At 69.5% G+C, this 24872-nt stretch carries 19 protein-coding genes; 15 read left to right on the top strand and 4 right to left on the bottom strand.

Annotated features, from left to right (window positions below; translation table 11 throughout):
- Nucleotides 1-3 precede the first annotated feature (3 nt).
- Together O7601_RS24565 and O7601_RS24560 are read left to right on the top strand one after the other, a co-directional pair.
- Nucleotides 4-1260, top strand: a complete 1257-nt coding sequence (locus O7601_RS24565; RefSeq protein ID WP_281563454.1) for an extracellular solute-binding protein — start codon at nt 4-6, stop codon at nt 1258-1260.
- Nucleotides 1261-1387: 127 nt separating this feature from the next.
- Nucleotides 1388-2593, top strand: coding sequence for a family 1 glycosylhydrolase (locus tag O7601_RS24560; RefSeq protein ID WP_281563453.1), 1206 nt, complete (start codon nt 1388-1390; stop codon nt 2591-2593).
- A gap of 7 nt (nt 2594-2600) precedes the next feature.
- On the opposite strand, the gene O7601_RS24555 is transcribed toward O7601_RS24560, so the two are convergent.
- On the bottom strand, nt 2601-3623 hold the full coding sequence (locus O7601_RS24555; RefSeq protein ID WP_281563452.1) for a LacI family DNA-binding transcriptional regulator: 1023 nt from the start codon (nt 3621-3623) through the stop codon (nt 2601-2603).
- Nucleotides 3624-3928: 305 nt separating this feature from the next.
- Between O7601_RS24555 and O7601_RS24550 the strand changes: the two genes are divergently transcribed.
- The 13 genes from O7601_RS24550 to O7601_RS24490 all read left to right on the top strand — a co-directional run bounded on the left by O7601_RS24550 (nt 3929) and on the right by O7601_RS24490 (nt 20619).
- Nucleotides 3929-5428, top strand: coding sequence for a sugar ABC transporter ATP-binding protein (locus O7601_RS24550; RefSeq protein ID WP_281563451.1), 1500 nt, complete (start codon nt 3929-3931; stop codon nt 5426-5428).
- Entirely contained in the window at nt 5425-6480 is a 1056-nt protein-coding gene (locus O7601_RS24545) for an ABC transporter permease (RefSeq protein ID WP_281563450.1), read from the top strand. Before O7601_RS24550 ends, O7601_RS24545 begins: the two co-directional genes overlap by 4 nt.
- Nucleotides 6470-7522, top strand: coding sequence for an ABC transporter permease (locus O7601_RS24540; RefSeq protein WP_281563449.1), 1053 nt, complete (start codon nt 6470-6472; stop codon nt 7520-7522). Before O7601_RS24545 ends, O7601_RS24540 begins: the two co-directional genes overlap by 11 nt.
- Nucleotides 7519-8580, top strand: coding sequence for a rhamnose ABC transporter substrate-binding protein (gene rhaS, locus O7601_RS24535; protein ID WP_269740847.1), 1062 nt, complete (start codon nt 7519-7521; stop codon nt 8578-8580). Before O7601_RS24540 ends, rhaS begins: the two co-directional genes overlap by 4 nt.
- Before the next feature lie 19 nt (nt 8581-8599).
- Nucleotides 8600-8941 (top strand): L-rhamnose mutarotase, encoded by a 342-nt coding sequence (locus O7601_RS24530; RefSeq protein WP_281563448.1) that lies wholly within the window; start codon nt 8600-8602, stop codon nt 8939-8941.
- The gene (rhaI, locus tag O7601_RS24525) at nt 8938-10119 is read left to right on the top strand and encodes an L-rhamnose isomerase (RefSeq protein WP_281563447.1); all 1182 of its coding nucleotides are present in this window, start codon (nt 8938-8940) and stop codon (nt 10117-10119) included. Before O7601_RS24530 ends, rhaI begins: the two co-directional genes overlap by 4 nt.
- Before the next feature lie 103 nt (nt 10120-10222).
- Nucleotides 10223-10444, top strand: a complete 222-nt coding sequence (locus O7601_RS24520; RefSeq protein WP_281563446.1) for a LuxR C-terminal-related transcriptional regulator — start codon at nt 10223-10225, stop codon at nt 10442-10444.
- 158 nt (nt 10445-10602) lie between these two features.
- Nucleotides 10603-12633, top strand: coding sequence for a bifunctional aldolase/short-chain dehydrogenase (locus tag O7601_RS24515; RefSeq protein WP_281563445.1), 2031 nt, complete (start codon nt 10603-10605; stop codon nt 12631-12633).
- Between the two features lie 272 nt (nt 12634-12905).
- On the top strand, nt 12906-14285 hold the full coding sequence (locus O7601_RS24510) for a rhamnulokinase family protein (RefSeq protein ID WP_281563444.1): 1380 nt from the start codon (nt 12906-12908) through the stop codon (nt 14283-14285).
- A gap of 1 nt (nt 14286) precedes the next feature.
- Nucleotides 14287-15060 (top strand): (Fe-S)-binding protein, encoded by a 774-nt coding sequence (locus tag O7601_RS24505; RefSeq protein ID WP_281563443.1) that lies wholly within the window; start codon nt 14287-14289, stop codon nt 15058-15060.
- Nucleotides 15061-15077: 17 nt separating this feature from the next.
- Nucleotides 15078-16487: a LutB/LldF family L-lactate oxidation iron-sulfur protein gene (locus tag O7601_RS24500; protein WP_281567021.1), complete on the top strand. Its 1410-nt coding sequence runs from the start codon at nt 15078-15080 to the stop codon at nt 16485-16487.
- A complete protein-coding gene (locus O7601_RS24495; RefSeq protein WP_281563442.1) occupies nt 16469-17080 on the top strand; it encodes an LUD domain-containing protein in 612 nt (203 codons plus the stop codon). Before O7601_RS24500 ends, O7601_RS24495 begins: the two co-directional genes overlap by 19 nt.
- Nucleotides 17081-17412: 332 nt before the next feature.
- Nucleotides 17413-20619, top strand: a complete 3207-nt coding sequence (locus O7601_RS24490) for an alpha-L-rhamnosidase (protein ID WP_281563441.1) — start codon at nt 17413-17415, stop codon at nt 20617-20619.
- A 324-nt stretch (nt 20620-20943) separates the two neighbouring features.
- Here O7601_RS24490 and O7601_RS24485 read toward each other — a convergent pair whose 3' ends face one another.
- The 3 genes from O7601_RS24485 to O7601_RS24475 are packed head-to-tail and all read right to left on the bottom strand — an operon-like array spanning nt 20944 to nt 24868.
- Nucleotides 20944-21798 (bottom strand): TylF/MycF/NovP-related O-methyltransferase, encoded by an 855-nt coding sequence (locus tag O7601_RS24485; protein WP_281563440.1) that lies wholly within the window; start codon nt 21796-21798, stop codon nt 20944-20946.
- A 29-nt stretch (nt 21799-21827) separates the two neighbouring features.
- A complete protein-coding gene (locus O7601_RS24480; RefSeq protein WP_281563439.1) occupies nt 21828-23669 on the bottom strand; it encodes a hypothetical protein in 1842 nt (613 codons plus the stop codon).
- Nucleotides 23666-24868: a glycosyltransferase family 4 protein gene (locus tag O7601_RS24475; RefSeq protein ID WP_281563438.1), complete on the bottom strand. Its 1203-nt coding sequence runs from the start codon at nt 24866-24868 to the stop codon at nt 23666-23668. Before O7601_RS24475 ends, O7601_RS24480 begins: the two co-directional genes overlap by 4 nt.
- Between the last annotated feature and the right edge of the window lie 4 nt (nt 24869-24872).

Here is a 24872-nt window from a genome sequence, read left to right as displayed (position 1 = left end):
ACAGTGAGAATCCAGAGGTTCGCAGCCGTGGTGGCCGCGACGACAATGACGATCGCCTTCACCGCGTGCAGCGGTGGCACCAACGCCAGCACCGACGCCGACACGTTGACCCTCGCCTCGGTCGACCAGGGCTCGGTCGAGGACGTGGTGAAGGCTTTCGAGGACGCAAACCCCGGGGTGAAGGTCAACTTCACCACCAGCGGCGCCGACCAGTACCAGCAGCAGATCCGTACCCAGCTGGCCTCCGGCACGGCCCCGGACGTCATGACGGTCTGGCCGGGTAACGGCAATCCCGGCGCCACCTTCGTACTGGCTGAGCCGGGCTATCTGATGGATCTGTCCGACCAGCCGTGGGCAGCCCAACTGCCCGAGTCGGTCAAGAGCGTCGCCCAGTACGACGGCAAGACCTACAACGCCATTTTCGGGCTCAACGGCATCGGCGCGATCTACAACCAGGAGGCCATGGAGAAGGCCCAGCTGACCCCGCCGGGCACCTGGACCGAGCTGCTCACGTTCTGCCGCAACGCCGCCGCCAAGGGAACTCCGGCCTTCGCGCTCGGCATCCAGGACAACTGGGTCACCCAGATCGCGCTGTTCGCGCTGGTCGCCACCACCGTCTACGGCAACGACCGGGACTTCGACACCAAAATGCAGGCCGGCCAGGCCACCTTCGCGGACTCGGAGTGGACCACGGCCATGGCCAAGTACCAGGAGATGAACGAGACCGGCTGCTTCCAGGACAGTCCGCTCAGCACCAGTTACGAGGCCAGCCAGGAGTTGGCCGCCACCGGCAAGACGCTCGGCATCATCCAGGGCAACTGGGTGGTGGCGCTGCTCAAGGGCAAGAACCCGTCGGGCACGTTCGTGCTCAAGCCGCTGCCGGCCACCGACGACCCGGCCACCTTCGTGATGCCCGCCGCCGCAGGCGCCGGCTACGGCGTCAACGCCAAGGCCAAGAACACCGACCTGGCGCTCAAATTCGTCAACTTCGTGATGTCTCCCGAGGGCATGCGGGTCTTCAATGCCAAGCAGGGCAGCCTGCCGTCGCTGCCGAACAGCGGCTCCGAGGTCGACCCGGCCTTCACCGACCTGACCACCTTCATCAACGACAACCGGACCGTGCCCTTCATGGACCAGCTGTGGCCGAACGCGAAGGTGCAGCAGACCATGCTCTCCGGCCTGCAGGAGATCTTCAGTGACCAGGCCACCGCTCAGCAGGTGCTGAACAGGATGGACGCCGACTACCAGGCCGGTTCCTGACCTGCGACCGCGAGCCGTCGCGGGTACCCACACGAGCATCGACCGACCGCTTGCCGGCGCGTCTCCGACTGGAGGCGCGCCGGCGGCGCCTGAACATTCGTGGCCACTTGGGCGAGGAGGAACATTCGTGGGCGCAGACTTTCCGGCCGGCTTCCTGTGGGGCAGCGCCACCTCGGCCCACCAGGTCGAGGGAAGCAACGTCAACAACGACTGGTGGGAGTTCGAGCACCGTCCCGGCAGCGCGGCACGCTGGTCCTCCGGCGACGGCATCGACCATTACCACCGTTACGCGCAGGACTTCGCCCTGTTGCGGTCACTGGGCCACAACGCGCACCGGCTGTCGCTGGAGTGGTCCCGGATCGAGCCGGCGCCCGGCGAGTTCAGCCGCGCCGCGACAGCGCACTACCGACGGGTGCTCACCGCCCTGGCCGACACGGGCATGACCGCCTTCGTCACCCTGCACCACTTCACCCTGCCGCGTTGGTTCGCGGCCGCCGGTGGCTGGCTCGCGGCGGAGGCCGAGACGGTGTTCGCCCGTTACTGTCGGTACGTCAGCGCGGAGCTGGGTGACCTGATGCCCTTCGTGTGCACGATCAACGAGCCGCAGATGGTAGCCCTGCACGGCTACCTGGAGGCGTACCATCCGCCCGGCATCGCCGACGAGACGCTGTGGAAGCGGGTCGGTGGGAGGTTGCTCGACGCCCACTTCGCAGCGGTACGGGCGGTGCGTACCGAATCGGACCGATCACGGGTCGGCTTGGCGGTCCAACTGCCGCTGCTGGCGCCGGCCCGCGACGACGAGGCGTGCCGGAGGCTGTGCCGCCTCATGCGGCATGAGATCGTCGATCGTTACCTCGACGGGCTCACCGGCGCGGATCGCGGCGACTTCCTCGGCGTGCAGTACTACCGTAAGCAGTGGGTGGATCCGAACTCGCCCACCCTGTTCGGTGATCCGCCGGCCGGCTTTCGTCGGACCCAGATGGGCTGGGCCGTACATCCCGACGGTCTGCGGCAGATCCTGCACCGGGCCGCCCGGACCGGTCTGCCGCTCTACGTGACGGAGAACGGGGTCGCCACCGAGGACGACACCGAGCGGGTCGACTACCTGCACGCGCACCTCGCTGCCGTGGCCCAGGCCATGGCCGAGGGTGTCGACGTACGCGGGTATCTGCACTGGTCGGCCTTTGACAACTTCGAGTGGAGTGAGGGCTACCGGCCGAAGTTCGGCCTGATCGCCGTCGACCACGACGACGACTTCGCCCGGATCGCCAAGCCGAGCGCGTACGCCTTCGCCAAGGTGGCCGAGACGGGCCGGCTGGACCCGGCAGGGTGAGTGGACGTCAGTCGCGGCGGTGGTCGCTGGAGCGCCGCACGACCAGTTCGGGCTGGAAGACGACGTGCCGATGGCGGTGGGCGAGGCCCCCCTCGGCCTCCTCCAGCAGCAGCAGTGCGGCGGTGCGGCCCAGTTGCTCGCGGGGTTGGCGCACCGACGACAGGGGCACCGCCGCCGCACCGGCGAACTCGATGTCGTCGTACCCGACGATCGCGACGTCGTCGGGCACCCGCAGCCCGCGTTCGGTCAGCTGTTGGAGGACACCGAGGGCGATCAGATCGTTGGCGCAGATCACGGCGGTGGGTCGGGGTCCGGCGGGCAGCGCCAGCAGCTCCTCGGCGGCACGTCGGCCGCCGCCCACGGTCAGGCTGCTCGTCGTGGCCACCCGCAGCTCGGCGTCGCCGTCCCGCTCGGACAGTGCCGCGGCGGCGCCGGCGTGCCGGTCGGCCACCTGAGGGATGGAGAAGGGCCCGCCGGCGTACGCGATGCGACGGTGCCCCTGATCCAGCAGGTGCTCCATGGCCAGCCGACCGCCGAGGAGGTCATCCACGGCCACGGAGCAGCGACTGGCCTGCCCCGATCCGCGGTCCACCAGCACCACCGGGATGCCACGGCTGTGCAGGCGTTCCAGGTTGGGCTGCAGGCCGTGCGCGACGGGGGTGATGAGTACGCCACGCACCCGCTGCTCCTCCAGCAGTTCGAGGTGCCGGCGTTCCCGGGCGCTGTCCTCACCGCTGTTGCAGACGATGAGCATGGCGCCGGCCTCCTCGATGACCTGCTCGGCGCCGTGGACCACGTCGGTGAAGAACGGGTTGGCGACGTCGAGCACGACGATCGCCACGGTGCGGCTCTGCCCGGCGCGGAGCTGGCGGGCGGAGTCGTTACGGACGTAGCCGAGTTCGGCGATGGCGTCGAGGACCCGTTGTCGGGTGGCCGGCGCGACCGTGTTCGGCCGGTTGAGCACGTTGCTGACGGTGCCCAGGGACACGCCGGCGTGCCGCGCGACCTCCTTGATGCTTGCCGTAGCCATGGCTCCCTCGGCGGTGTCGTGCCTGTGGTGGGTGGTCGGGCCCCCGGGACCAGGCTGGGCTGTCGGGCCCGCCCCGATCGGGGGAAGTCTATCGCTTGTATAACGTTTCATTCATCCAACCCGCGCCGGCACCCGCTCGGCAAGAGGAACTGCCAGGTGAAGGGCGGGTTCGGGGGTCAAGAGGGTCGCCGGATAACAACTCGGTAACCGGCCGGAAACCCTTGACCTGTGCCTGAGGCCACACCTACAGTCGGCACAGCAATGAAACGTTTCATTGGATCACGTGGAGCTGCGAAGGAGGCCAGGTGCTTCCGGTCTTGGCACTGGAGGGTGTGGACAAGTCGTTCGGAGCCGTCGCCGCGTTACGCGACGCCCGACTGGAGTTGTTCGCCGGTGAGGCGCACGCCCTGGTCGGTGAGAACGGCGCCGGCAAGTCCACCCTGGTGAAGATCCTGGCCGGTGTGCACGGGCCGGACGCGGGCCGGATGCTGCTCGCCGGGGAGCCGGTCACCTTCGGCAACCCGGCCGACGCTCGGGCTGCGGGCATCGCCGTGATCTACCAGGAACCGACCCTCTTTCCTGATCTGTCGGTCGCGGAGAACATCTTCATGGGCCGGCAGCCCCGCAAGGGGCTGCGCCGCATCGACGCCGCGGCCATGCGGGCGCGTACCAACGAGCTGTTCACGCGGCTCGGCGTCGGGATCGACCCGGACCGGCCCGCCCGTGGTCTGTCCATCGCCGACCAGCAGCTGGTGGAGATCGCCAAGGCGCTCTCCTTCGACGCCCGGGTGCTGGTGATGGACGAACCGACGGCGGCGCTCTCCGGTGTCGAGGTCGAGCGACTCTTCGCCGTGGTCCGCACGCTGCGGGAGAACGGCGCGGCGGTGCTGTTCATCTCGCACCGTTTCGACGAGGTGTTCGCCCTCTGCCAGCGGGTCACCGTGATGCGCGACGGCCGTTGGATCGCCACGGACGAGATCGGTGAGCTGACCGTCGACGGTGTGGTGCGGACCATGGTCGGCCGCGACATCTCCTCGCTGTTCCCGAAGACGGACACCGAGCCGGGCGAGGTCCGCCTGGAGATCGACGGGCTGACCCGGCACGGCTACTTCGACGACATCTCGTTCACCGTGCGTGGCGGCGAGATCGTGGCGCTCGCCGGGCTGGTCGGCGCGGGACGCAGCGAGGTTGCCCGGGCGATCTTCGGCGTCGACCGCTACGACGCCGGTGAGGTCCGCGTCGACGGTCGGCGGCTACGGCCCGGCGACCCGCCGGCGGCGATCGCCGCCGGGCTGGCCCTCGTACCGGAGGACCGCCGCCAGCAGGGCCTGGTGATGGAGCTGTCGATCGAACGCAACGCCACGCTGCCGCGTCGGTGGGCGCTGAGCCGGCTGGGGCTGCTGTTCGGCGGCAGCGAGCGGCGATCGACCGCGGACTGGGCCCGCCGGTTGCAGGTCAAGGCCGCCCGCAACAGCGACCCGGTCTCCACCCTCTCCGGCGGCAATCAGCAGAAGGTGGTGCTGGCCAAGTGGCTGTCCACCGAGCCACGGGTGCTCATGATCGACGAACCGACCCGGGGCATCGATGTCGGCACCAAGTCCGAGGTGCACCGGCTGCTCTCCCAGCTCGCCGCCGAGGGAGTGGCGGTGCTGATGATCTCCAGTGAGCTGCCGGAGGTGCTCGGCATGGCCGATCGGGTGCTCGTCATGCACGAGGGCCGCCTGGTCGCCGACATCCCGCGTCATCAGGCCGATGAGGAGAGCGTCATGTTCGCCGCGACCGGACAGCGGGAGGCCGCCGCATGACCACCGCAGACGTACGCCAAGCGCACGCCACCACGGCGGGCGGACCCGGCCCACAGTCGGGCGCCCGTTCGGCGCACCGACTGTTCGTCGTCCGTGAGCTGGGCATCCTGCTCGCGCTGGTGCTCCTGGTCGCGGTGACCTTCGGCGTGAACCAGCGGTTCCTGTCCGCACAGAACATCAAGGACCTGCTGCTCAGCTCGACCATCCTGGCGATCCTCGCGGTCGGGCAGGCGATCGTCATCATCACCCGGAACGTCGACCTGTCGGTCGGGTCGATTCTCGGGCTGTCCGCGTTCGCCACCGGCGTGCTCTTCGTCGACAACCCCGGGCTGCCCATCCCGCTCGCCATCGGAATCGGCGCCGCGCTCGGCGCGGCCTGCGGCGCGGTCAACGGCGCCCTGATCGCCGCGGCTCGGGTGCCGGCCCTGGTGGTGACCCTCGGCACGCTGTACGTGTTCCGGGGACTCGACCACACCTGGGCCACCGGACGGCAGATCAACGCCGCCGACATGCCGCGCGACTTCCTGAGGATGGGCAACGCCACCGTCCTCGGCGTGCCGGTGCTGGCTCTCTTCGCGGTCGCCGTGCTCGTCGTCGCCGGCTACCTGTTGAAGAACTACCGCAGCGGTCGCGAGCTGTACGCGATCGGCTCCGACCCCGACGCGGCGCGGCTCTCCGGTATCGCGGTGGGTAGACGGGTGTTCATCGCCTTCGTGGCGAGCGGCGCGCTCGCCGGGCTCGCCGGTGTGCTCTACGCGGCCCGCTTCGGCACCATCGACGCGAACGCCGGCCTCGGCCTGGAACTCAACGTGGTCGCGGCCGTGGTGGTCGGCGGCGTCGCGATCTTCGGTGGCAGCGGTTCGGTGTACGGCGCAGCGCTCGGCGCCGTCCTGCTCACCACCATCGGAAGCGCCCTGCCCGTACTGGGGGTCAACCCGTTCTGGCAGCGCGCCGCCGTCGGCGCACTCATCCTGGCCGCCATCGGGCTGGACCGGGCGCTCGCCGTCCGCATGGCACGCCGTCTGCGAGGAGGCAACACCCGTGGCAACTGACACCATGGCCGCCCCGACGGGCACCGCGACGGCGGGGCCGCCCGCCTGGCGTCGACTGTTCGGCTCGTGGGACGCCATCCTCATCGTCGCGCTGATCGTGGTGGTGCTCGTCGCCACTGCCACGATCGAGGGTGTCGGCAGCCCCCGCTTCTACCGGTTCCTGGTACTGGAGGCCATCCCGATCGCGCTGATCGCCCTGCCCATGACGCTTGTCATCATCACCGGCGAGATCGACCTCTCGGTGGCCAGCACGGTGGGGCTCACCTGCTCGGTGCTCGGTCAGCTGTGGTACCTCGGCGTCACGTCCCTGCCGCTGCTCATCGTGCTGAGCCTGCTGCTCGGCGCCGTGCTCGGCGCGGTCAACGGCGTCTTCATCACCGTGTTCGGTTTGCCGTCACTGGCGGTCACCATCGGCACGCTGGCGCTCTACCGTGGCCTGGCGTACGTCGTGCTCGGTGACCGCGCGATCGCCGACTACCCGCCGACCTGGACCCAGAACGCGATCGCCCCCATCCCGGGCACGGTCATTCCGTGGTTCGTGTTGGTCCTGGCCGCTCTGGCCGTCGTCTTCGGCGTGCTGCTGTACGCCACTCCGATCGGCCGCTCCCTCTACGCGATCGGCAACAACGCCGAGGCCGCCACCTTCAGCGGCATCTCGGTGCTGCGCACCAAGTTCTGGCTGTTCGTCGCCACCGGTGCCATGGCGTCCCTGGCCGGGGTGTTCTGGACGTTCCGTTTCGCCAGCGCCCGCGCCGACAACGCGACCGGCCTGGAGCTGGCGGTGGTGGCGGCCGTGCTTCTCGGCGGCGTCTCCATCTTCGGCGGTCGGGGCGGTCTGGTCGGTGTGCTCGCGGCGGTGGCCCTGCTCGGCGTGCTCCGCAACGCGTTGCAACTGGCCAACGTGCCGGCGAACACGCTGACCATCGTCACCGGCACCCTGCTCATCCTCTCCGTGGTCGGACCGAACGTCGTGCGGATGGCGCGCGAGCGGCTCCGTCGTCGCCGACCCGTCACCACCAACCTCGAAAGGACCTCGTCATGATCATCAGACGTACCCGGGTTGTCGCGACCGCAGTCCTGGCGGCCGTGGCCCTCACCCTCGGCGCCTGCGCCGAGGACACCGGCGGCACCGACCCCGGCACCGGTGACACCGGCAACGCCTCCGGCACGATCAAGGAGGGGCTCAAGGTCACCTTCCTGCCCAAGCAGGTAAACAACCCGTACTTCGAGACCTCCGACAACCAGGGCGGCAAGGCTGCGGTCGAGGAGTTCAAGGGCCAGTACGCCCAGACCGGCCCCTCCGAGGCGAGCCCATCGGCCCAGGTGTCCTACATCAACACCCTGTCCCAGCAGGGCACCGACGTCATCATCATCGCGGCGAACGACCAGGACGCGGTCTGCGGCTCGCTGACCGAGGCGAAGGCCGCCGGTGCGAAGGTCATCACCTACGACTCGGACACCAAGCCGGAGTGCCGCGACGCGTTCGTCAACCAGGCCAGCGCCGAAGGCATCGCCCAGACGCAGATCAAGCTGATCTCCGAGGCGGTCGGTCCGGACGGTGGCGAGATCGCGATTCTCTCGGCGACGGCGAACGCCACCAACCAGAACGCGTGGATCGAGCTGATGAAGACCGAGCTGGCGAAGCCGGAGTACAGCAAGCTCACGCTGGTCGCCACGGTCTACGGCGACGACCAGGACGAGAAGTCCTTCCAGGAGGCGCAGGGCCTGCTGTCGAAGTACCCCAACCTCAAGGGCATCATCTCTCCGACCACGGTGGGTATCGCCGCTGCGGCCCGCTACCTGTCCGGCTCGTCCTACAAGGGCAAGGTGCAGCTGACCGGCCTCGGCACCCCGAACCAGATGCGCGAGTACGTCAAGGACGGCACGGTCAAGTCCTTCGCCCTGTGGAACCCGGCGGACCTCGGCTACCTCGCCGCGTACGCGGGCGGGGCGCTGGCCTCCGGGATCATCACCGGTAAGGAGGGCGAGACCTTCACCGCCGGCAAGCTCGGCGAGTACACCGTCGGTGCGAACGGCGAGATCCTGCTGGGCGACCCGTTCGAGTTCAACGCCGACAACATCGACGAGTTCAACTTCTAGGCTCACGGGTAGGTGTGGTGTGCGCCGGATCTGCTTCACCCTTCAGGTCAGGCCGGATCGGCTGGAGGAGTACCGGCGCCGCCACGCCGCCGTGTGGCCCGACATGCTCGCCGCGCTCAAGCGCGCGGGCTGGCACGACTATTCACTCTTTCTCCGTGAGGACGGACTGCTGGTCGGTTGTTTTCTGACCGAGGACCTCGACGCCGCGCGGGCGGCGATGGAGGCGACCGAGGTCAACGCGCGGTGGCAGGCGGAGATGGCCCCGTTCTTCGCCGACCTGCCCGACGGGCGTCCCGACCGGGGTTTCGACGTCCTGACCGAGATCTTCAACCTGGAAGAGCAACTGGGGGAACAGCAATGACCGAGATCGATCCGGCCACGCGCAGACGGGTCATCGACGCCCTGCGGGAGCAGCGCATCGAGACACCCTCCTGGGCGTACGGCAACTCGGGCACCCGGTTCAAGGTGTTCGCGCAGGCGGGAGTGCCGCGTGACCCGTACGAGAAGGTGGCGGACGCGGCGACCGTGCACCGCTTCACCGGCGTCGCACCGACCGTGGCGCTGCACATTCCCTGGGACCGGGTGGACGACTATGCCGCGCTGGCCGCCTATGCCAAGGAGCAGGGCGTCGAGCTGGGCACGATCAACGCCAACGTGTTCCAGGACGACGACTACAAGCTGGGCTCGGTCACCAATCCCGACCCGGCGGTGCGCCGCAAGGCGATCGGGCACCTGCTGGAGTGCGTCGACGTGATGGACGCCACCGGTTCGCGTGATCTCAAGCTCTGGTTCTCCGACGGCACCAACTATCCGGGCCAGGACAGCGTTCGGGAGCGCCAGGACCGGCTCGCCGACGCGCTGCGGCAGGCGTACGACCGGCTGACCGGTGATCAGCGCCTGTTGCTGGAGTACAAGCTGTTCGAGCCGGCGTTCTACCTGACCGACGTGCCCGACTGGGGCACCGCGTACGCGCACTGCGTGGAGCTGGGCGAGCGGGCGCAGGTGGTCATCGACACCGGCCACCACGCGCCGGGCACGAACATCGAGTTCATCGTGGCCTTCCTGCTGCGCGTCGGGAAGCTGGGCGCCTTCGACTTCAACTCGCGGTTCTACGCCGACGACGACCTGATGGTGGGCTCGGCGGACCCGTTCCAACTGTTCCGGATCATGCACGAGATCGTCCAGGCCGACGCGCTGCGTCCGTCCTACGGCATCGCGTTCATGCTCGACCAGTGCCACAACATCGAGCCGAAGGTGCAGGCGGTCATCCGGTCGGTGCTCAACGTCCAGGAGGCGACCGCCAAGGCGCTGCTGGTGGACACCGCTGCGTTGACCGCTGCCCAGCGCAGCGGTGACGTGCTGGAGGCCAACGCCGTGCTGATGGACGCGTACAACACCGACGTGCGGCCATTGTTGCGCGACCTGCGCGAGGAGGTGGGTCTGGACCCGGATCCGGTCGCGGCCTACAAGCGGTCCGGGTACCTGGAGCGGGTCAGCGCCGAGCGGGTCGGTGGACAGCAGGCGGGCTGGGGTGCCTGACCTGCACTGACGATCCGTACCGCTCGCTGAGCGTGGGTCGGTGCACCGGCCCGCCGGTATCGCAGCCGCATCCCTTCGTTACCCCCGACGAAAGGACTGCCAGGTGGTGACCGAACCGCAGGACGCCGGGCCGGCGACGTTGACCGAGGACGAACTGGCCATCCTCGCGCTGCTTGCTGAGGGCCGGCTCACCGCGAGCGTGGCCGCCGAACTGCACCTGTCCGAGCGCAGCGTCCGGCGCCGGGTACGGGTGATCTGTGAGCGGCTGGACGTGGCCACGTCGATCGAGGCCGTGGTCTGGGCCGCCCGGCGTGGGCTGGTGTGACCTGGTCCGTAGCTTGACGGCAGCGAAGATGCCCTCGTAATCTCAGGGACGCCGAGGTGAAACGTTTCATGTCCTGACTGCCCACCGTCGACACCCGTGGGGCCGTCGGACCAGTACGACGCGCGCCCCGCGCGCACCCGAAAAGAGTGAAGGAAGCCATGACGAATCCCGCGGTGGATGACCTGCTCGCCCGCAGCAACCGGCTCGGCGCCGATCCGGCGAACACCAATTACGCCGGCGGCAACACCTCTGCCAAGGGGGTGGAGACCGATCCGGTGACCGGCGAGCCCACCGACCTGCTCTGGGTCAAGGGTTCCGGCGGCGACCTCGGCACGCTCACCGAGCGCGGGCTGGCGGTGCTCCGGCTGGATCGGCTCCGGTCGCTTGTCGACGTCTACCCGGGGGTGGAGCGCGAGGACGAGATGGTCGCCGCGTTCGACTACTGCCTGCACGGACGGGGTGGATCGGCACCGTCGATCGACACCGCCATGCACGGGCTGGTCGACGCGCCGCACGTCGACCACCTGCATCCCGACTCCGGAATCGCCATTGCCACCGCCGCCGACGGCCCCGCCCTGACCGCCACGATATTCGGCGAGCGGGTGCTCTGGGTGCCCTGGCGTCGGCCCGGTTTCCAACTCGGTCTCGACATCGCCGCGGCGCGTCGGGCGAACCCGCAGGCGATCGGCGTCATCCTCGGCGGACACGGCATCACCGCCTGGGGTGACACCAGCGACGAGTGCGAGGCCAACTCCCGCGAGATCATCGCCACCGCCGCACGGTACATCGCCGAACACGGCCGGCCCGAGCCGTTCGGTGCCGTGACCCACCCGACCCTCCCCGAACAGCAGCGTCGGGACCGGGCGGCGGCGCTCTTTCCGGTGCTTCGCGGTCTGGTCTCGACCGACCGGGCGCAGGTCGGTCACTACACCGACAGCGACGTGGTGCTCGACTTCGTCGGCCGGGAGCGGATGCCCGAGTTGGCCGCGCGGGGCACCTCCTGCCCGGACCACTTCCTACGAACCAAGGTCCGGCCGATGGTGCTCGACCTGCCACCCACCGCCGGGCTGGCGGAGACCGTCGCGCGCCTGAAAGAGCTGCACGCCGCCTACCGTGCGGACTACCGGGCGTACTACGAGCGGCATGCCGGCCCGGACAGCCCACCGATGCGCGGTGCCGATCCGGCAGTCGTCTTGGTGCCGGGCGTCGGCATGTTCAGCTTCGGTGCCAACAAGCAGACCGCCCGGGTCGCCGGGGAGTTCTATGTCAACGCGATAAACGTGATGCGGGGCGCCGAGGCGGTTTCGACATACGCCCCGATCGACGAGGCGGAGAAGTTCCGCATCGAGTACTGGGCGCTGGAGGAGGCCAAGCTCCAGCGGATGCCGAAGCCGAAGTGCCTGGCCACCCGGATCGCGCTGGTCACCGGCGGCGGCTCGGGCATCGGCCGGGCCATCGCTCATCGGCTCGCAGCCGAGGGCGCCTGCGTCGTGGTCACCGACCGGGACGCAGGCGCCGCCGAGACCGTCGCGGCCGAGATCGGCGGTACGGACGTCGCGGTCGCCGTACCGCTCGACGTCACCGACGAGGAGCAAGTCGCTGCCGCGGTGCGGGCCGCGGCGCTGGCCTTCGGCGGGGTGGACCTGGTGGTCAACAATGCCGGACTGTCGCTGTCGAAGTCACTGCTGGACACCACCGCCCGGGACTGGGACCTGCAACACGACGTGATGGCCAAGGGCTCGTTCCTGATCTCCCGGGAGACCGCCCGGCTGCTGGTGGCGCAGGGCATGGGTGGCGACATCGTCTACATCGCCAGCAAGAACGCCGTGTTCGCCGGCCCGAACAACGTCGCGTACGGCGCGGCAAAGGCCGACCAGGCCCACCAGGTGCGGCTGCTCGCCGCCGAACTGGGCGCGCACGGCGTGCGGGTCAATGGCATCAACCCCGACGGGGTGGTCCGGGGCTCCGGCATCTTCGCCGGTGGTTGGGGCGCCGACCGGGCGGCCGTGTACGGGGTGCCGGAGGAGAAACTCGGCGAGTTCTACGCCCAACGCACCCTGCTCAAGCGGGAGGTCCTGCCGGAGCACATCGCCAACGCGGTCTTCGCCCTCACCGCCGGCGACCTGTCGCACACCACCGGCCTGCACATTCCGGTCGATGCCGGCGTCGCCGCCGCGTTCCTGCGGTGAGGCCGATGCCGCCGCACTCCGATCCGGCACCCGGGCCCGAACCAGGGTCCGGGCCGTTGACCGAGGCCGAACCGTCGTCCGGGCCGCGGCCCGGAGCCGGACCATCGTCCGAGCCGCAGACCGGAACTGGACCGGAATCCGACCCGCGACCGCCGTCCCGGCCCGCGTCACACCCTCGGACCGACCTCGGCCGTGGCGTAGTTCCGCTCACTCGGCGTGGCGGCGGCGAGGCCAGTGCGGCGGCCGTCGACCTGGGCGCGTCCAGTGGTCGGGTGGTGCTTGGGCAGGTCGGCCGGGACACTCTGCGGCTGACCGTGACGCACCGGTTCGCCAACGAGCCGGTACGCGTCGGCGGCACCCTGCACTGGGACATCCTGAGCCTGTTCCGCGAGGTGCTGGCCGGGCTCCGGACGACCGGCCCGGTCACCAGCGTCGGCGTGGACTCCTGGGCGGTCGACTACGGCCTGCTGGACTCCACCGGCGCGTTGCTCGGCAACCCCGTGCACTACCGGGACACCCGTACCGAGGGCGTCCTGGAGCAGGTGACCCGGCGGCTCGGTGCCGAACGTCTCTACGCCACCACCGGGCTCCAGCAGTTGCCGTTCAACACCCTGTACCAGCTCGCGGCAGCCGCCCCCACGCCACAACTCGCCACCGCCCACCGGCTGCTCATGATCCCGGATCTGATCGCCTACTGGCTCACCGGGCAGCTCGGTGCCGAGGTCACCAACGCCTCCACCACCCAGCTCTACGACGTGCACACGGGCACCTGGGCGCACGACCTGATCACCGACGTCGGCATACCCACGCACCTGTTCCCACCGCTGCGCGAGCCGGGCACCGAGATCGGGCCGACGCTGCCCGAGTTGGATCTGCACGCGACGGCGGAGGTGATCGCGGTCGGCTCCCACGACACCGCCTCGGCCGTCGTCGCGGTGCCCGCCGACGGCGAACACTTCGCCTACATCTCCTGCGGGACCTGGTCCCTCGTCGGGGTGGAACTGCACCGGCCGGTGCTCACCGAGGCCAGCCGCCACGCGAATTTCACCAACGAGCGCGGCGTCGACGGCACCAGCCGCTACCTGCGCAACGTCATGGGACTGTGGCCGTTGCAGGAGTCGCTGCGGACCTGGGGAAATCCGGACCTGAGCGACCTGTTGGCCGCCGCCGCCACCGAACCGGCGTTCCGCAGCGTGGTCGACATCGACGCACCGACGTTCCTGCCCCCGGGCGACATGCCGGCCCGGATCGTCGAGGCGTGTCGACTCGCCGGCCAGCCGGTGCCGCAGTCGCCGGCCGCCGTCGTCCGCTGCGTCATCGACAGCCTGGCGTTGGCCCACCGACGGGCGGTCCGTCAGGTGCAGGAGCTGTCCGGCCGGCACGTCGACGCGGTGCACATCGTGGGCGGGGGAGCCCGCAACACTCTGCTCTGCCAGCTCACCGCCGACGCCTGCGGGCTACCGGTGCTGGCCGGGCCGGTGGAGGCGACCGCGATCGGCAACCTGCTGGTGCAGGCCCGGACGGCCGGTGTGGTCGGTGGTGACCTTGCTGCGTTGCGGCGGCTGGTGCGGCAGACTCAGCGGATCGTGCGCTACGAGCCGGGCGATGGGTCCGTGGCGGCGCGGGCCGGCGAGCGACGGTTGGAGGTGTGACGTGCGGATCGCTCTGTTCGTGACGTGTCTGGCGGACACCCTGTTTCCCGAGGCGGCGAAGGCGACGGTGCGCCTGCTGGAGCGGTTGGGTCATGAGGTGGTGTTTCCGTCGGGGCAGACGTGTTGTGGGCAGATGCACGTCAACACCGGCTACCAGGCGCAGGCGGTGCCGTTGGTGCGTCGGCATGTGCGGACCTTCGATCCGTATGACGTGATCGTGGCGCCGTCGGGGTCGTGTGTCGGGTCGGTGCGGCATCAGCACGCGATGGTGGCGCGGCGGGCCGGTGACGAACGGCTGGCGTCGCGGGCCGAGTCGGTGGCGGGGCGGACGTACGAGCTGTCCGAGCTGCTGGTGGATGTGTTGGGGGTGACCGATGTGGGGGCGTTCTTCCCGCACCGGGTCACGTATCACCCGACGTGTCACTCGCTGCGGATGCTGCGGGTGGTCGATCGGCCGGTGCGGCTGCTGCGCGAGGTGCGGGGGCTCGACCTGGTGGAGTTGCCGGCGGCGGAGCAGTGTTGCGGCTTCGGGGGGACGTTCGCGGTGAAGAACGCGGACACGTCGACGGCGATGTTGGTGGACAAGGTGCGGCATGTGGTGTCCACGGGTGCGGAGGTCTGCACGGCGGGGGACGCGTCGTGCCTGATGCACATCGGTGGTGGGTTGTCCCGGCTGGATGCCGGGGTGCGGACGGTGCATCTGGCCGAGATTCTGGCCTCGACCGAGTCCGATGTCGTCGCAGGCCGGCGGGACGGGTTGGCGGTGGGGTCGTGAGGCGGACGTTTCTCGGCATGCCGGCGACCGCGCCCGCCGGTGTCGGGCAGTTGCGTGGCGCGGAAACCTTTCCGGAGGCTGCCCGGCGAGCGCTGGGCGATGCGCAGTTGCGCCGCAATCTCGGGCATGCCACGGCCACGATCCGAGCGAAGTCGGCTGGTGTGATCGCCGAAGTGCCGGACTGGGAGCAGTTGCGCGCGGCCGGCTCGGCGATCAAGGCCGACGTGTTGGCCCGGTTGCCGGAGCTGCTGGAGCAGTTGGAGGATCGGGTGAGCGAGGCCGGGGGAGTGGTGCACTGGGCCGCCGACGCCAACGACGCCAACCGGATCGTCGTCGACCTGGTGCGGGGCACCGGCAGTGACCGGGTGATCAAGGTCAAATCGATGGTGACGCAGGAGATCGGTCTCAACGAGGCTCTCGAAGCGGCCGGGATCGCGCCGGTGGAGACGGATCTGGCTGAGCTGATCGTGCAGTTGGGTGAGGATCGGCCGAGTCACATTCTGGTGCCGGCGATCCACCGTAACCGGGCCGAGATCCGGGAGATCTTCCTGCGGGCGATGCCGGGGGTGGATCCGGGATTGACCGACGAGCCGGCGGTCCTCGCGGCGGCGGCGCGTCGGTTTCTGCGGCAGACGTTCCTGTCCACGCCGGTGGCGGTGTCCGGCGCGAACTTCGCGGTGGCGCAGACGGGCACGTTGGCGGTGGTGGAGTCCGAGGGCAACGGACGGATGTGTCTGACCCTGCCGCGTACGTTGATCACGGTGATGGGTGTGGAGAAGGTGGTGCCGACCTGGCGGGACCTGGAGGTGTTTCTGCAACTGCTGCCTCGGGCCTCGACCGGTGAGCGGATGAACCCGTACACGTCGCTGTGGACCGGGGTGACACCGGGTGACGGGCCGCAGGAGTTTCATCTGGTGCTGCTGGACAACGGTCGCAGCGCGGTGCTCGCCGACGAGGTGGGCCGGCAGGCGTTGCACTGTATCCGCTGCTCGGCGTGCCTGAACGTGTGCCCGGTGTACGAGCGTACGGGTGGGCACGCGTACGGGTCGGTGTATCCGGGTCCGATCGGTGCGGTGCTGTCGCCGCAGTTGACGGGGGTTGCCGACAACGCGTCGCTGCCGTACGCGTCATCGCTCTGTGGGGCCTGTTACGACGCCTGCCCCGTGAAAATCAACATCCCGGAGTTGTTGGTGCACCTGCGCGACCAGGCGCCCCATCCGCGCAGTGAGTCGACGGCGATGGCCGCCGCCGCGTACGCCATGGACCACCCGGCCCTGTACGCGGCGGCGCAGCGCGCGACCCGGCTGAGCCGGCTGACCGGCCGGCGTGGTCGGGGCCTGCCACCGCCGTTGTCCGGCTGGACCGCCAGTCGTGACCTGCCCGAGGTGCCGGCGCAGACCTTCCGGCAGTGGTGGGCGCAGCGGTGACCGCCCGGGAGACCATCCTCGCTCGGCTCCGCGCCGCCGTCGACCCCGCGCCGACACCGGTCGAGGCGCCACGCGACTATCGACGCGACGGCCCGGTCGACCTCGACCGGCTGGTCGACCGGCTGACCGACTACCGCGCCCACGTGCACCGGGTCGCCGAACCGGCCGTCGCCGACACCATCGCCGGCATCCTGCCGAGCGCCGCGAGCGTCGTCGTGCCACTGGGGCTGCCGCCGGCCTGGCTACCGGCGACCGTGACCGCCCTGCCCGACGACGACCTCGACAACGCCGCGATCGCCGCCGCCGACGGCGTGATCACCGCCGCCGCCGTGGCCATCGCCGACACCGGCACCGTCGTCCTCGACGGCTCGCCCGACCAGGGGCGCCGCGTGCTGAGTCTGCTGCCGGACCTGCACATCTGCGTGATCCGCACCGCACAGGTCGTCGCCGGCGTGCCCCAGGCACTCACCCGCCTCACCCCGCACCGACCCCTGACCTGGATCAGCGGCCCTTCCGCCACCAGCGACATCGAACTCAACCGCGTCGAAGGCGTCCACGGCCCCCGCACCCTGCACATCATCCTGCTGCCCTGAGTTCACCCAGCACCGGCTGACGATCGGCGACGGCACCCCGCCCGATCCAACGACGGCGGGAGGCATTGGTAGCCCTCTGTGGCCAGATGCTCGACGCTCACCGTCGAGACGCGCAGTCGGCCGGAGGCGGCCAACTTGTTTCCGGTCTATTGCCTTGCCATTGCGGCTCGGCGAGGCTCGGGGCAGCTAGATCGATGAAACGATTCAACCTTTGGCCTGGCCATCGCGACTCATCGGTAACTCTCTCCTTTGGCACGTTCCGAAGCGGAGGGAGTCGCACTCCGGGCGACCCGATGGCTTCCGGTCTTTGGCACCACGCGAAGGGAGAACAGGTGCCCTCCACAAAGCACACAGCTACCGCACTCATCGGCGCTGGGCTGGCGCTCGTACTGGCCGCGCCGCCGTTCGTCACCGCTGCCTCCGGGGTCGGCGTTGCCAAGGGTAAGCCGGGCAACGTGCAGGTCCGCGACCTTGCCATCGACGGTCGTTACGACTCGCCGTTGGACATCGGCAATCGTCGTCCGACGCTGAGCTGGCAGTTCGTCGAGACGCCGCGTGCCAAGGCGCACCCATGCCACCGGCCGAACGCCCGCGTCGCCTGCCCGGGTGACCGGCAGACCGCCTACGAGGTGCAGGCGGCCGAGAGCGAGAGCAGGCTCCGGGCGGGCCGGCTGATGTGGACGTCGGGCAAGGTGAGCAGCTCCGCGCAGCGCGTGGTGTTCGGCAAGTCGCTGCGCTCGCGGGACACCGTCGTCTGGCGGGTACGTGTGTGGGACGCCGACCGGCGGGTGTCCCAGTGGTCCGAGCCCGCCTCCTGGTCGATGGGGCTGCTCGACCGGGCCGACTGGGGGGACGCGCGCTGGATCGAGTACCCCGACCGCACCGAGAATCAACCGTTGCCGATCTTCGCTCGCGCGTTCGAGGTGCCCCGAGGCAGGAAGGTCAGCGACGCGAAGCTGTACCTGTCCGGCGTCGGCCTGCACCACGCCACGGTCAACGGCAGGAAGCTGACCGACGAGGTGCTGGCACCGGGTAACTCCAACTATCAGCTCTCCAGCGAGTACCGCGTCTACGACCTCACCCGGATCGTGCGACGGGGGAGCAACACCGTCGGGGTGGAACTCGGCAACGGCACGGCCTACGTACGCCGCAGCGTCACCAACCCGGAGGTCGGGCGGACCTCGCCGTACTCGTGGTGGCAGAGCCAGCTCAAGGGTGACGGGTCCCTGGCGGCCGATGTGCCGGTCGGCGCGACGAACGTCAAGGTGAGCGCGGTGACCGGCTATCACGTGGGTGGCACGGTCAACATCGACAACGGAGACGGCGGCGACCGCCTGGAGTCGCGGACCATCACGGCCATCGGCACCGAGGGCGCCGACGGTACCGGCATCACCTTCACCCCGTCGCTGAGCCGGGCGCACAGCGCGGGTGCCCGGGTGACCGGGTCGGGCAACTCGCTCGCGGCGAGCGACCCCTCGGCCGGTGCGGCGGTGACACCTCGCTTCATCGGTCGACTCGAGATCACCTACACCGACGGCCGTCGGTCCACCATCGTCACCGACCGGTCCTGGCGCACCGCCCTCGGCCCGCTGGTCACCGACGCCTGGTACGCCGGCGCCGACTATGACGCCCGACGCGAGCAGCCCGGCTGGAGTGGGCCGGGAGCTAACCTGGGCGCAACCGCCAAGCGGCGCGACGGCTCCGCGACCGGCTGGATCGACGCCGGCATCGCGCCACCGCCGAACCTGACAACCGAGCTGGTCGCCCGGTCCGCCGAGCCGATCGTGGAGTGGGAGCGGTTCACGCCGAAGTCGGTGACCAACCCGGCACCGGGTACCTGGGTGTTCGACTTCGGGCAGAACATCGTGGGCTGGCCCGAGCTGAACCTTCGGCGGGTGCCGGCGGGAACGACCGTACGGATGGCTCCGGCGGAGTCGCTGAACCCGGACGGCACGGTCAACCAGAGTTCGCTCGGCCCCGGTGGCCGTGGCGCCGACCTGTTCAACACCTACACCTCTTACGGGGACCGCAAGGGTGAAAAGTGGCACCCGAAGTTCAACTACTTCGGTATGCAGTGGGTCCAGGTCACCGGCCTGCCCGAGGGCTACGTCCCCACGCGTGACCTGATCACCGGCGTGCGGTTGCAGGCCGACACCCCCGTCGCCAGCACCTTCCACAGCTCCAACGCGCGGATCAACCGGATTCACAAGATGTCGCGCTACTCGATCGCCGGCAACATGATGTCGGTCTTCACCGACTGCCCGGGCCGGGAGAAACTGTCGTATCCGGCCGACTACACCATGCCGATGGGCGCGATCCACCGCAACTTCGACCTCGGCGCCTACCTGCGCACCTCCATGCACCACCTGGTCGAGGGGCAGTCCGTCGCCGACACGCCCATGCAGGGCAACGTGGCGCTGAAGACCCCGGTCTACGACTGGGGATACAGCGGTCGATTCGGCGACGAGATCAACTGGGGTAACGCGATCATCCTGGTCCCGGCGTTCCTGTACGAGCTGTACGGCGACACCCAGACCATGGACACGTACTACGACCAGATGGTGAAGTTCGTCGACTACATCCAGCGTGAGAAGGCCGGCACCGGCGACGAGCAGCACATCGTCGACGCGGCGCTGGCCGACTGGGTCTCGGCCGAGCAGACCTCGGGTCGAATCACCGGCACCTGGGGCTACTACGTGATGATCACCAAGATGGCGATGATGGCCGAGGTGACCGGGCGTACCGCGGACGCCGCGAAGTACACCGCGTTGGCCGAGGACATCAAGGCCGCCTACCACCGTGCGTTCTTCAACGACTCGCTCGGCTACTACACGGCCACCGGCAACGCCGGTACCAGCGGCGCCACCCAGGCCGCGCAGGCGCTGGCCCTCGACGCGGGCCTCGTACCGGATGACAAGCGCCAAGGGGTGCTCGACTACCTGGTCGAGAACATCTACGCCTTCCAGCCCAATGGTGGCGGGCCGCACTTCAGCGGCGGCACCATCGGCATGGCACCGATCGTCCGGGTCCTGGCTGACGCCGGGCGCGACGACGTGCTGTGGGACCTGCTCCAGGAGGACACCGAACCCAGCTACGGCTTCTTCCTGCAACCGACCACCGAGAATCCCGAGGGGTTCACCACCATCGGCGAGCGGTGGACCCGGGGCAGTTCGAAGAACCACATGATCCTCGCCCAGATCGAGGAGTGGTTCCAGTCCGGGATCGTGGGCATCCGGGCCGCGGAGCACTCCGTCGCGTACGACAAGCTGGTCTTCCAGCCCAAGGCCGTCGGGGATCTCACGTATGCCGAAGGCAGCTACAGGACTCCCAAGGGCGTGGCGCGCAGCTCCTGGAAGAAGTCCACAAAGGTGTTCGTGTTGGACGTGACCGTGCCGACGAACACCACCGCCGAGGTCTGGGTTCCCACCGGAGCTGGCCAGAAGGTCAAGACGCCGAAGCGGGCCACGCTCAAGCGAGTCGAGGGCGGCTACTCCGTCTTCACTGTCCCGTCGGGCACGTTCACCTTCAAGGCCGCCTAGCGAGGTGGTGAGGTCCCCGGCTCCTTCGGGACCTCAGCTGTAGCGGGTGGGAGAGCGTCGCCGGCGCACTCCCACCCGCGTGGCGCTGGCCGCGAGCGGCGACATCGAGCCCGCGACTGACCGCCTGCCGCCAGCTACCGCTCCTGGGCGGCGATCGCCGAATGGGTCGCCGACGTGCCAGCAACAATGGCTCTCGCCCCGGGCGCGGCCCCGGCCGGCGCTCCCGAGACGATGATCCGTCGACAGTTGCCGGCCGTGGACCCGCAGTTGCTGACCACGGCAATCTTGAGAACGATCCGGACGGACTCTCGGGGGAATCGGCATTCATGTTGTCCGTTGCCAGTACCGGCAGGTCCAGTCGACCTGGTGAAGCTCGTCGGTGATCCCGAACTCGGCGCGGAAATCGTCGACCGCCTGTTTGCAGCCGCGCACCGCGTGGTAGTCATCCACGATCACATAACCGCCCACGGACAACTTCGGATAGAGGCTGCGCAGCGCCACCATGGTCGAGTCGTAGAGGTCGCCGTCGAGTCGGATGAGGGACAGCCGATCGACAGGCGCGGTGGGCAATGTGTCGTCGAACCACCCGGGCAGGAAATGGACCCGGTCGTCCAGGAGCCCGTACCGGCGGAAGTTGTTCTTGACCTGGTCGAGCGAGACGGCGAGGAAGGGTTGGGCCCAGAGCGCATCCTCGACGTCCTCGGTCCGATGCGGTTCGGGCTTGGGCAGACCGCGGAACGAGTCGGCCACCCAGACCGACCGGTTCGAGTCGCCGTAGGCCCGCAGCATGCCCCGCATGAAGATCACCGCGCCGCCCCGCCAGACCCCGGTCTCGATGAGGTCGCCCGGTACGTCTCGTCTGAGTACGTCGCGAAGGCATAGCTCCAGGTTGTCGAGACGACGCAGACCGATCATCGTGTCGGCCTCCGGGGGCCAGTCCCGGCCGTTCGCGCGCGCGTCTGGGTCGAACGGGAACTTCAGCACGAGTTCCAGCCCACGGTGTTGCAGCAGATGCTTGTACCGGTTGTACAACCGGCCGTGCAGGGAGGCTGCTCGCGGCTGGTAGGGCATCCACGTCTCTTGGAAGACGTATCGGGTGAGCGCCTTCTTCAGCAGGTCGCAGTACATGGCACGGGGATCGCTGAGGGTGGGCGGCAGGGGAGTGAGTGTCTCGCTCATCGGCTACTCCTTCGAACTGGTACGTCGGCTCAGTTGGTCGGCCAGCGGTAGCGGCCGGCCGGTGCGTGGTGGTCGTCGAGGTCGGTGAGGGCCTCGTTGGCGCGGTATTGGGTGACGCTGCCGTTTCGGGTGTGCTGGTCCGGCACGGGCTCAACTGGCTGCGGCCCGACACCGGTCCGGTAGGTGCGGCCGGGCCTGTCGGTTCGAGGCGCCAGCGGGCGGCCCAGCGCCGATCCGGCCGCCTCGCGGCCACCGGCGAGCAGCGGGGTGGACCACGCGACCCCGTCGTCGATCGGGGAAACCGTCCCCGCGACAGGCCAGCGCGCCGAGACGTTCTCCCGGTGGTGCGGCTGCCGCGGCGGCAGCGGCGGAGAATGGTCGCCCTGGACCGGTTCCGCTCGCCCATCGGTGACGGCCCCGACCGGGACCATCGCGTCGCCGCTCGGCGCGGGAATCGGGGCCGGGCCTGCTGCGGCGGCTGCTGTCGCGGCGAGGTTGTCCGTCGCCGCCGTCGAGTCGACCGTCCGGCGCTGTCCGCCCGGCGTGGTGTGCAGCGCGCTCAGGTTGACGGCAGCGGGTTCGGTGGCCCGGTCGATCGCACCCAGGGCGACGATGCCGACCACCGGGAGGTCCAGCCGTCGCAACAAACGCGCCGCCCGCGTGGCCTCGGTCAGCCGGGTGTCTCCCGCCGCTACCACGAGCAGTACCCCATCCACATGCCCGGCCAGCGCGGCGGTGTCCCAACCGGCCAGCACCGGCGGCGCGTGCACGATGACACAGTCCTCGGTGTCGGCCAGCATGTCGAGCACCTCGCCGAGTTCCCGGACGTGCTCGGTGGTCAGGCCGTCGCGTGGTTCGCTCGGTAGTACCGACAGTGTGGGAAGGTCGGGCAGGCGAGCGGGGGAGTGCTGGCCTGCCTGGACCTGCTGCCAGGTGAACGAGGCGTCCGGGAAGTGTCCGGCGAGCATGGGGTCCCGGACCGCGCCGTCGACTATTGCGACCCGACGGTGGTCGGCTGCCATCGAAAGGCCCAGAAGAGCGCTTACCAGAGCCGCGCCGTCGTCGTCGTGGGCACTTGTGACCAGCAGGCGTCGCTTTGCCGAATTGGTGAGCACACTCAACGACGAGACGGCGGCCCTGGTGGTCACTGTGACGTCGCGGCGGGCCAACAGCGCGGCGGCGTGGTGGCGGGCGAAACGCCTCGGCAGTTGTGGAAGGACGCCGAGGACCGGCAGACCCAGACGCAGTTCCATCTGGCCGACGTCCCGCAGCCGACGGTCGAACCGATCACGGAGTACCGTCGCGCCCCAGCCGGCGAGCAGTCCGACGAGCGCCCCGAGTGCGCTGTTCATCAGCGGTTTGGGGAAGGCGGGTCGAGACGGTGGGCTGGCTCTGTCGACCACGCGGGTGGTGATCACCGCGTCGCCGCCCAGTTCCAGGCGGTCCAACTGGCCGCCGAGGTTCTGGCTCACGGCGTTCGCAATCGCGGCGGCACGGCCGGCGGCGGTCGCCTCAGCCCTGACCGTGACGATCTGCAGACCTGGCTCGAAGGTTCCGCTGACGCTGCCGATGACCGCCTGCTCGGGCAGTCCAAGGTCCCGTGCTGCCGCGACGGACACCTCCCGCGAGCCGATCAACTTGGCGACGGTGGGCGCGAGGTTCTGCGCGAGAGCGAGGCTCATCTCGGCGGGCCTGTCACCCTCGGGCGGGCTGGCCACGACCAGGACCGAGGCGTGTGCTTCGTACCGTTCCGGCAGCATCGGTGTCACCGCCTGGGCGGCGGCCAGCCCGGCGAGTAGACCGAACAGCGGAAGTCCGATCCTGCGCCAGGCTGTGTCTACCAGCTCGAAGAAGTCGACGGCACGCATCATGCGACCACCTTCCGACCCGCGTTGTCGCGGACCTGCTGACCGGCTCGCGCCGGAATGGGTACTGACATGCTTCTCTCGTGCAGCTGTCGCCAGATCTGAACGAGCCGGTCGGCGATTCGATCCCAGGCGAACTCGGTCGTAGCCCGGTGCAGCCCGGCGGCGGCAAGGTCGCGGGTGGTTTCCGGGCAGGCGCGCAGCTTGATGAGCCGGTCGGCGAGCGCGGCCGGGTCGCCGGCGGGAAAGACCAGTCCGGCGTCTCCGATGACGTACGGGATCTCGCCGACATCACTGCCGACCACCGGCACGCCGCAGGCCATGGCTTCGATCAGCACCCGGCCGAACTGCTCGCGCAGCGGGATGCCGATCCACGGCAGCACGTTTCGCTGCACGATCTCCAGCGCGGGCAGCGCCAGCACACTCATCTGCGTCAGCAGGTCGGGTAGTTCGGCGTGGCCCGCCCAGTGGTGCCGCCGAATGCGTCCGGGGCGGCACCGGGCGGCCCGTTCGATGTCGGCGGTCAGGCTGCCGTCGCCCACCAGCAGCACGTCGCAGTCGGCGAGTTCAGCCGCGCGCAGCAGGTCGAGCACGCCCTTGTGCGGCTCGAAGCGGCCCACGAAACCGACGGTGAAGGTCCGTACGGTGCCGGCCTCGGCTCGCGGTCGGAAGGTGGTGGTGTCGACGCCGAGAGGAATGTCGGTCGCCGCGCCCCGGTAACCCTTGACCCGCAACACCTGCCGTGCCGCCGGAGTGATCGGCAGGATCATGTCGACCTCGCGGTACGCGTATTGCTCAAGCAGGGGAAACGGCATGGGGAAGCGGGTCACCACGTTCTGCGCGGCGTACAGCGTCGTCGGCACTGCCGGCCAGTGTCGACGACGCGTCCGCAGCACCTGCCAGGTCGACAGGTACGCGGCCTCACCGATGATGTGCACCACGTCCGGGGGCGGCGACAGGGGCGGGCCGCCTCGCACCATGATGGAGGCCATGTGGCCTGTTCTGGCCTCACCCAGGCGGTGCGGTAGCACCTGGGAGTGAAAGTTGGCATGCCGCTGACCGAGCCGGTCGAGCTCGCGCCGCGTGGCTGGCGACACGTCGGAGGCGAGCACGGTGAGTCGGACGTCGGGTCGTGCGCAGAGCGAGTTGAACAGGTCGGTCCAGTGCTCGGTACGAGCCCCCACAGCCGTGATCAAGACATGCATGAGT

The organism is Verrucosispora sp. WMMD573 (assembly GCF_027497175.1).
Classification (GTDB): domain Bacteria; phylum Actinomycetota; class Actinomycetes; order Mycobacteriales; family Micromonosporaceae; genus Micromonospora.
Note: the sequence above shows the minus strand (reverse complement) of the source record. Positions and strands in the feature narration are given on the sequence as shown.

Coding starts and splice junctions, on each gene's coding strand:
- O7601_RS24555 (WP_281563452.1), bottom strand. CDS start 3,623: ATGGCTACGGCAAGCATCAAGGAGGTCGCGCGGCACGCCGGCGTGTCC.
- O7601_RS24545 (WP_281563450.1), top strand. CDS start 5,425: ATGACCACCGCAGACGTACGCCAAGCGCACGCCACCACGGCGGGCGGA.
- rhaS (WP_269740847.1), top strand. CDS start 7,519: ATGATCATCAGACGTACCCGGGTTGTCGCGACCGCAGTCCTGGCGGCC.
- rhaI (WP_281563447.1), top strand. CDS start 8,938: ATGACCGAGATCGATCCGGCCACGCGCAGACGGGTCATCGACGCCCTG.
- O7601_RS24515 (WP_281563445.1), top strand. CDS start 10,603: ATGACGAATCCCGCGGTGGATGACCTGCTCGCCCGCAGCAACCGGCTC.
- O7601_RS24500 (WP_281567021.1), top strand. CDS start 15,078: ATGCCGGCGACCGCGCCCGCCGGTGTCGGGCAGTTGCGTGGCGCGGAA.
- O7601_RS24485 (WP_281563440.1), bottom strand. CDS start 21,798: ATGAGCGAGACACTCACTCCCCTGCCGCCCACCCTCAGCGATCCCCGT.
- O7601_RS24480 (WP_281563439.1), bottom strand. CDS start 23,669: ATGATGCGTGCCGTCGACTTCTTCGAGCTGGTAGACACAGCCTGGCGC.
- O7601_RS24475 (WP_281563438.1), bottom strand. CDS start 24,868: ATGCATGTCTTGATCACGGCTGTGGGGGCTCGTACCGAGCACTGGACC.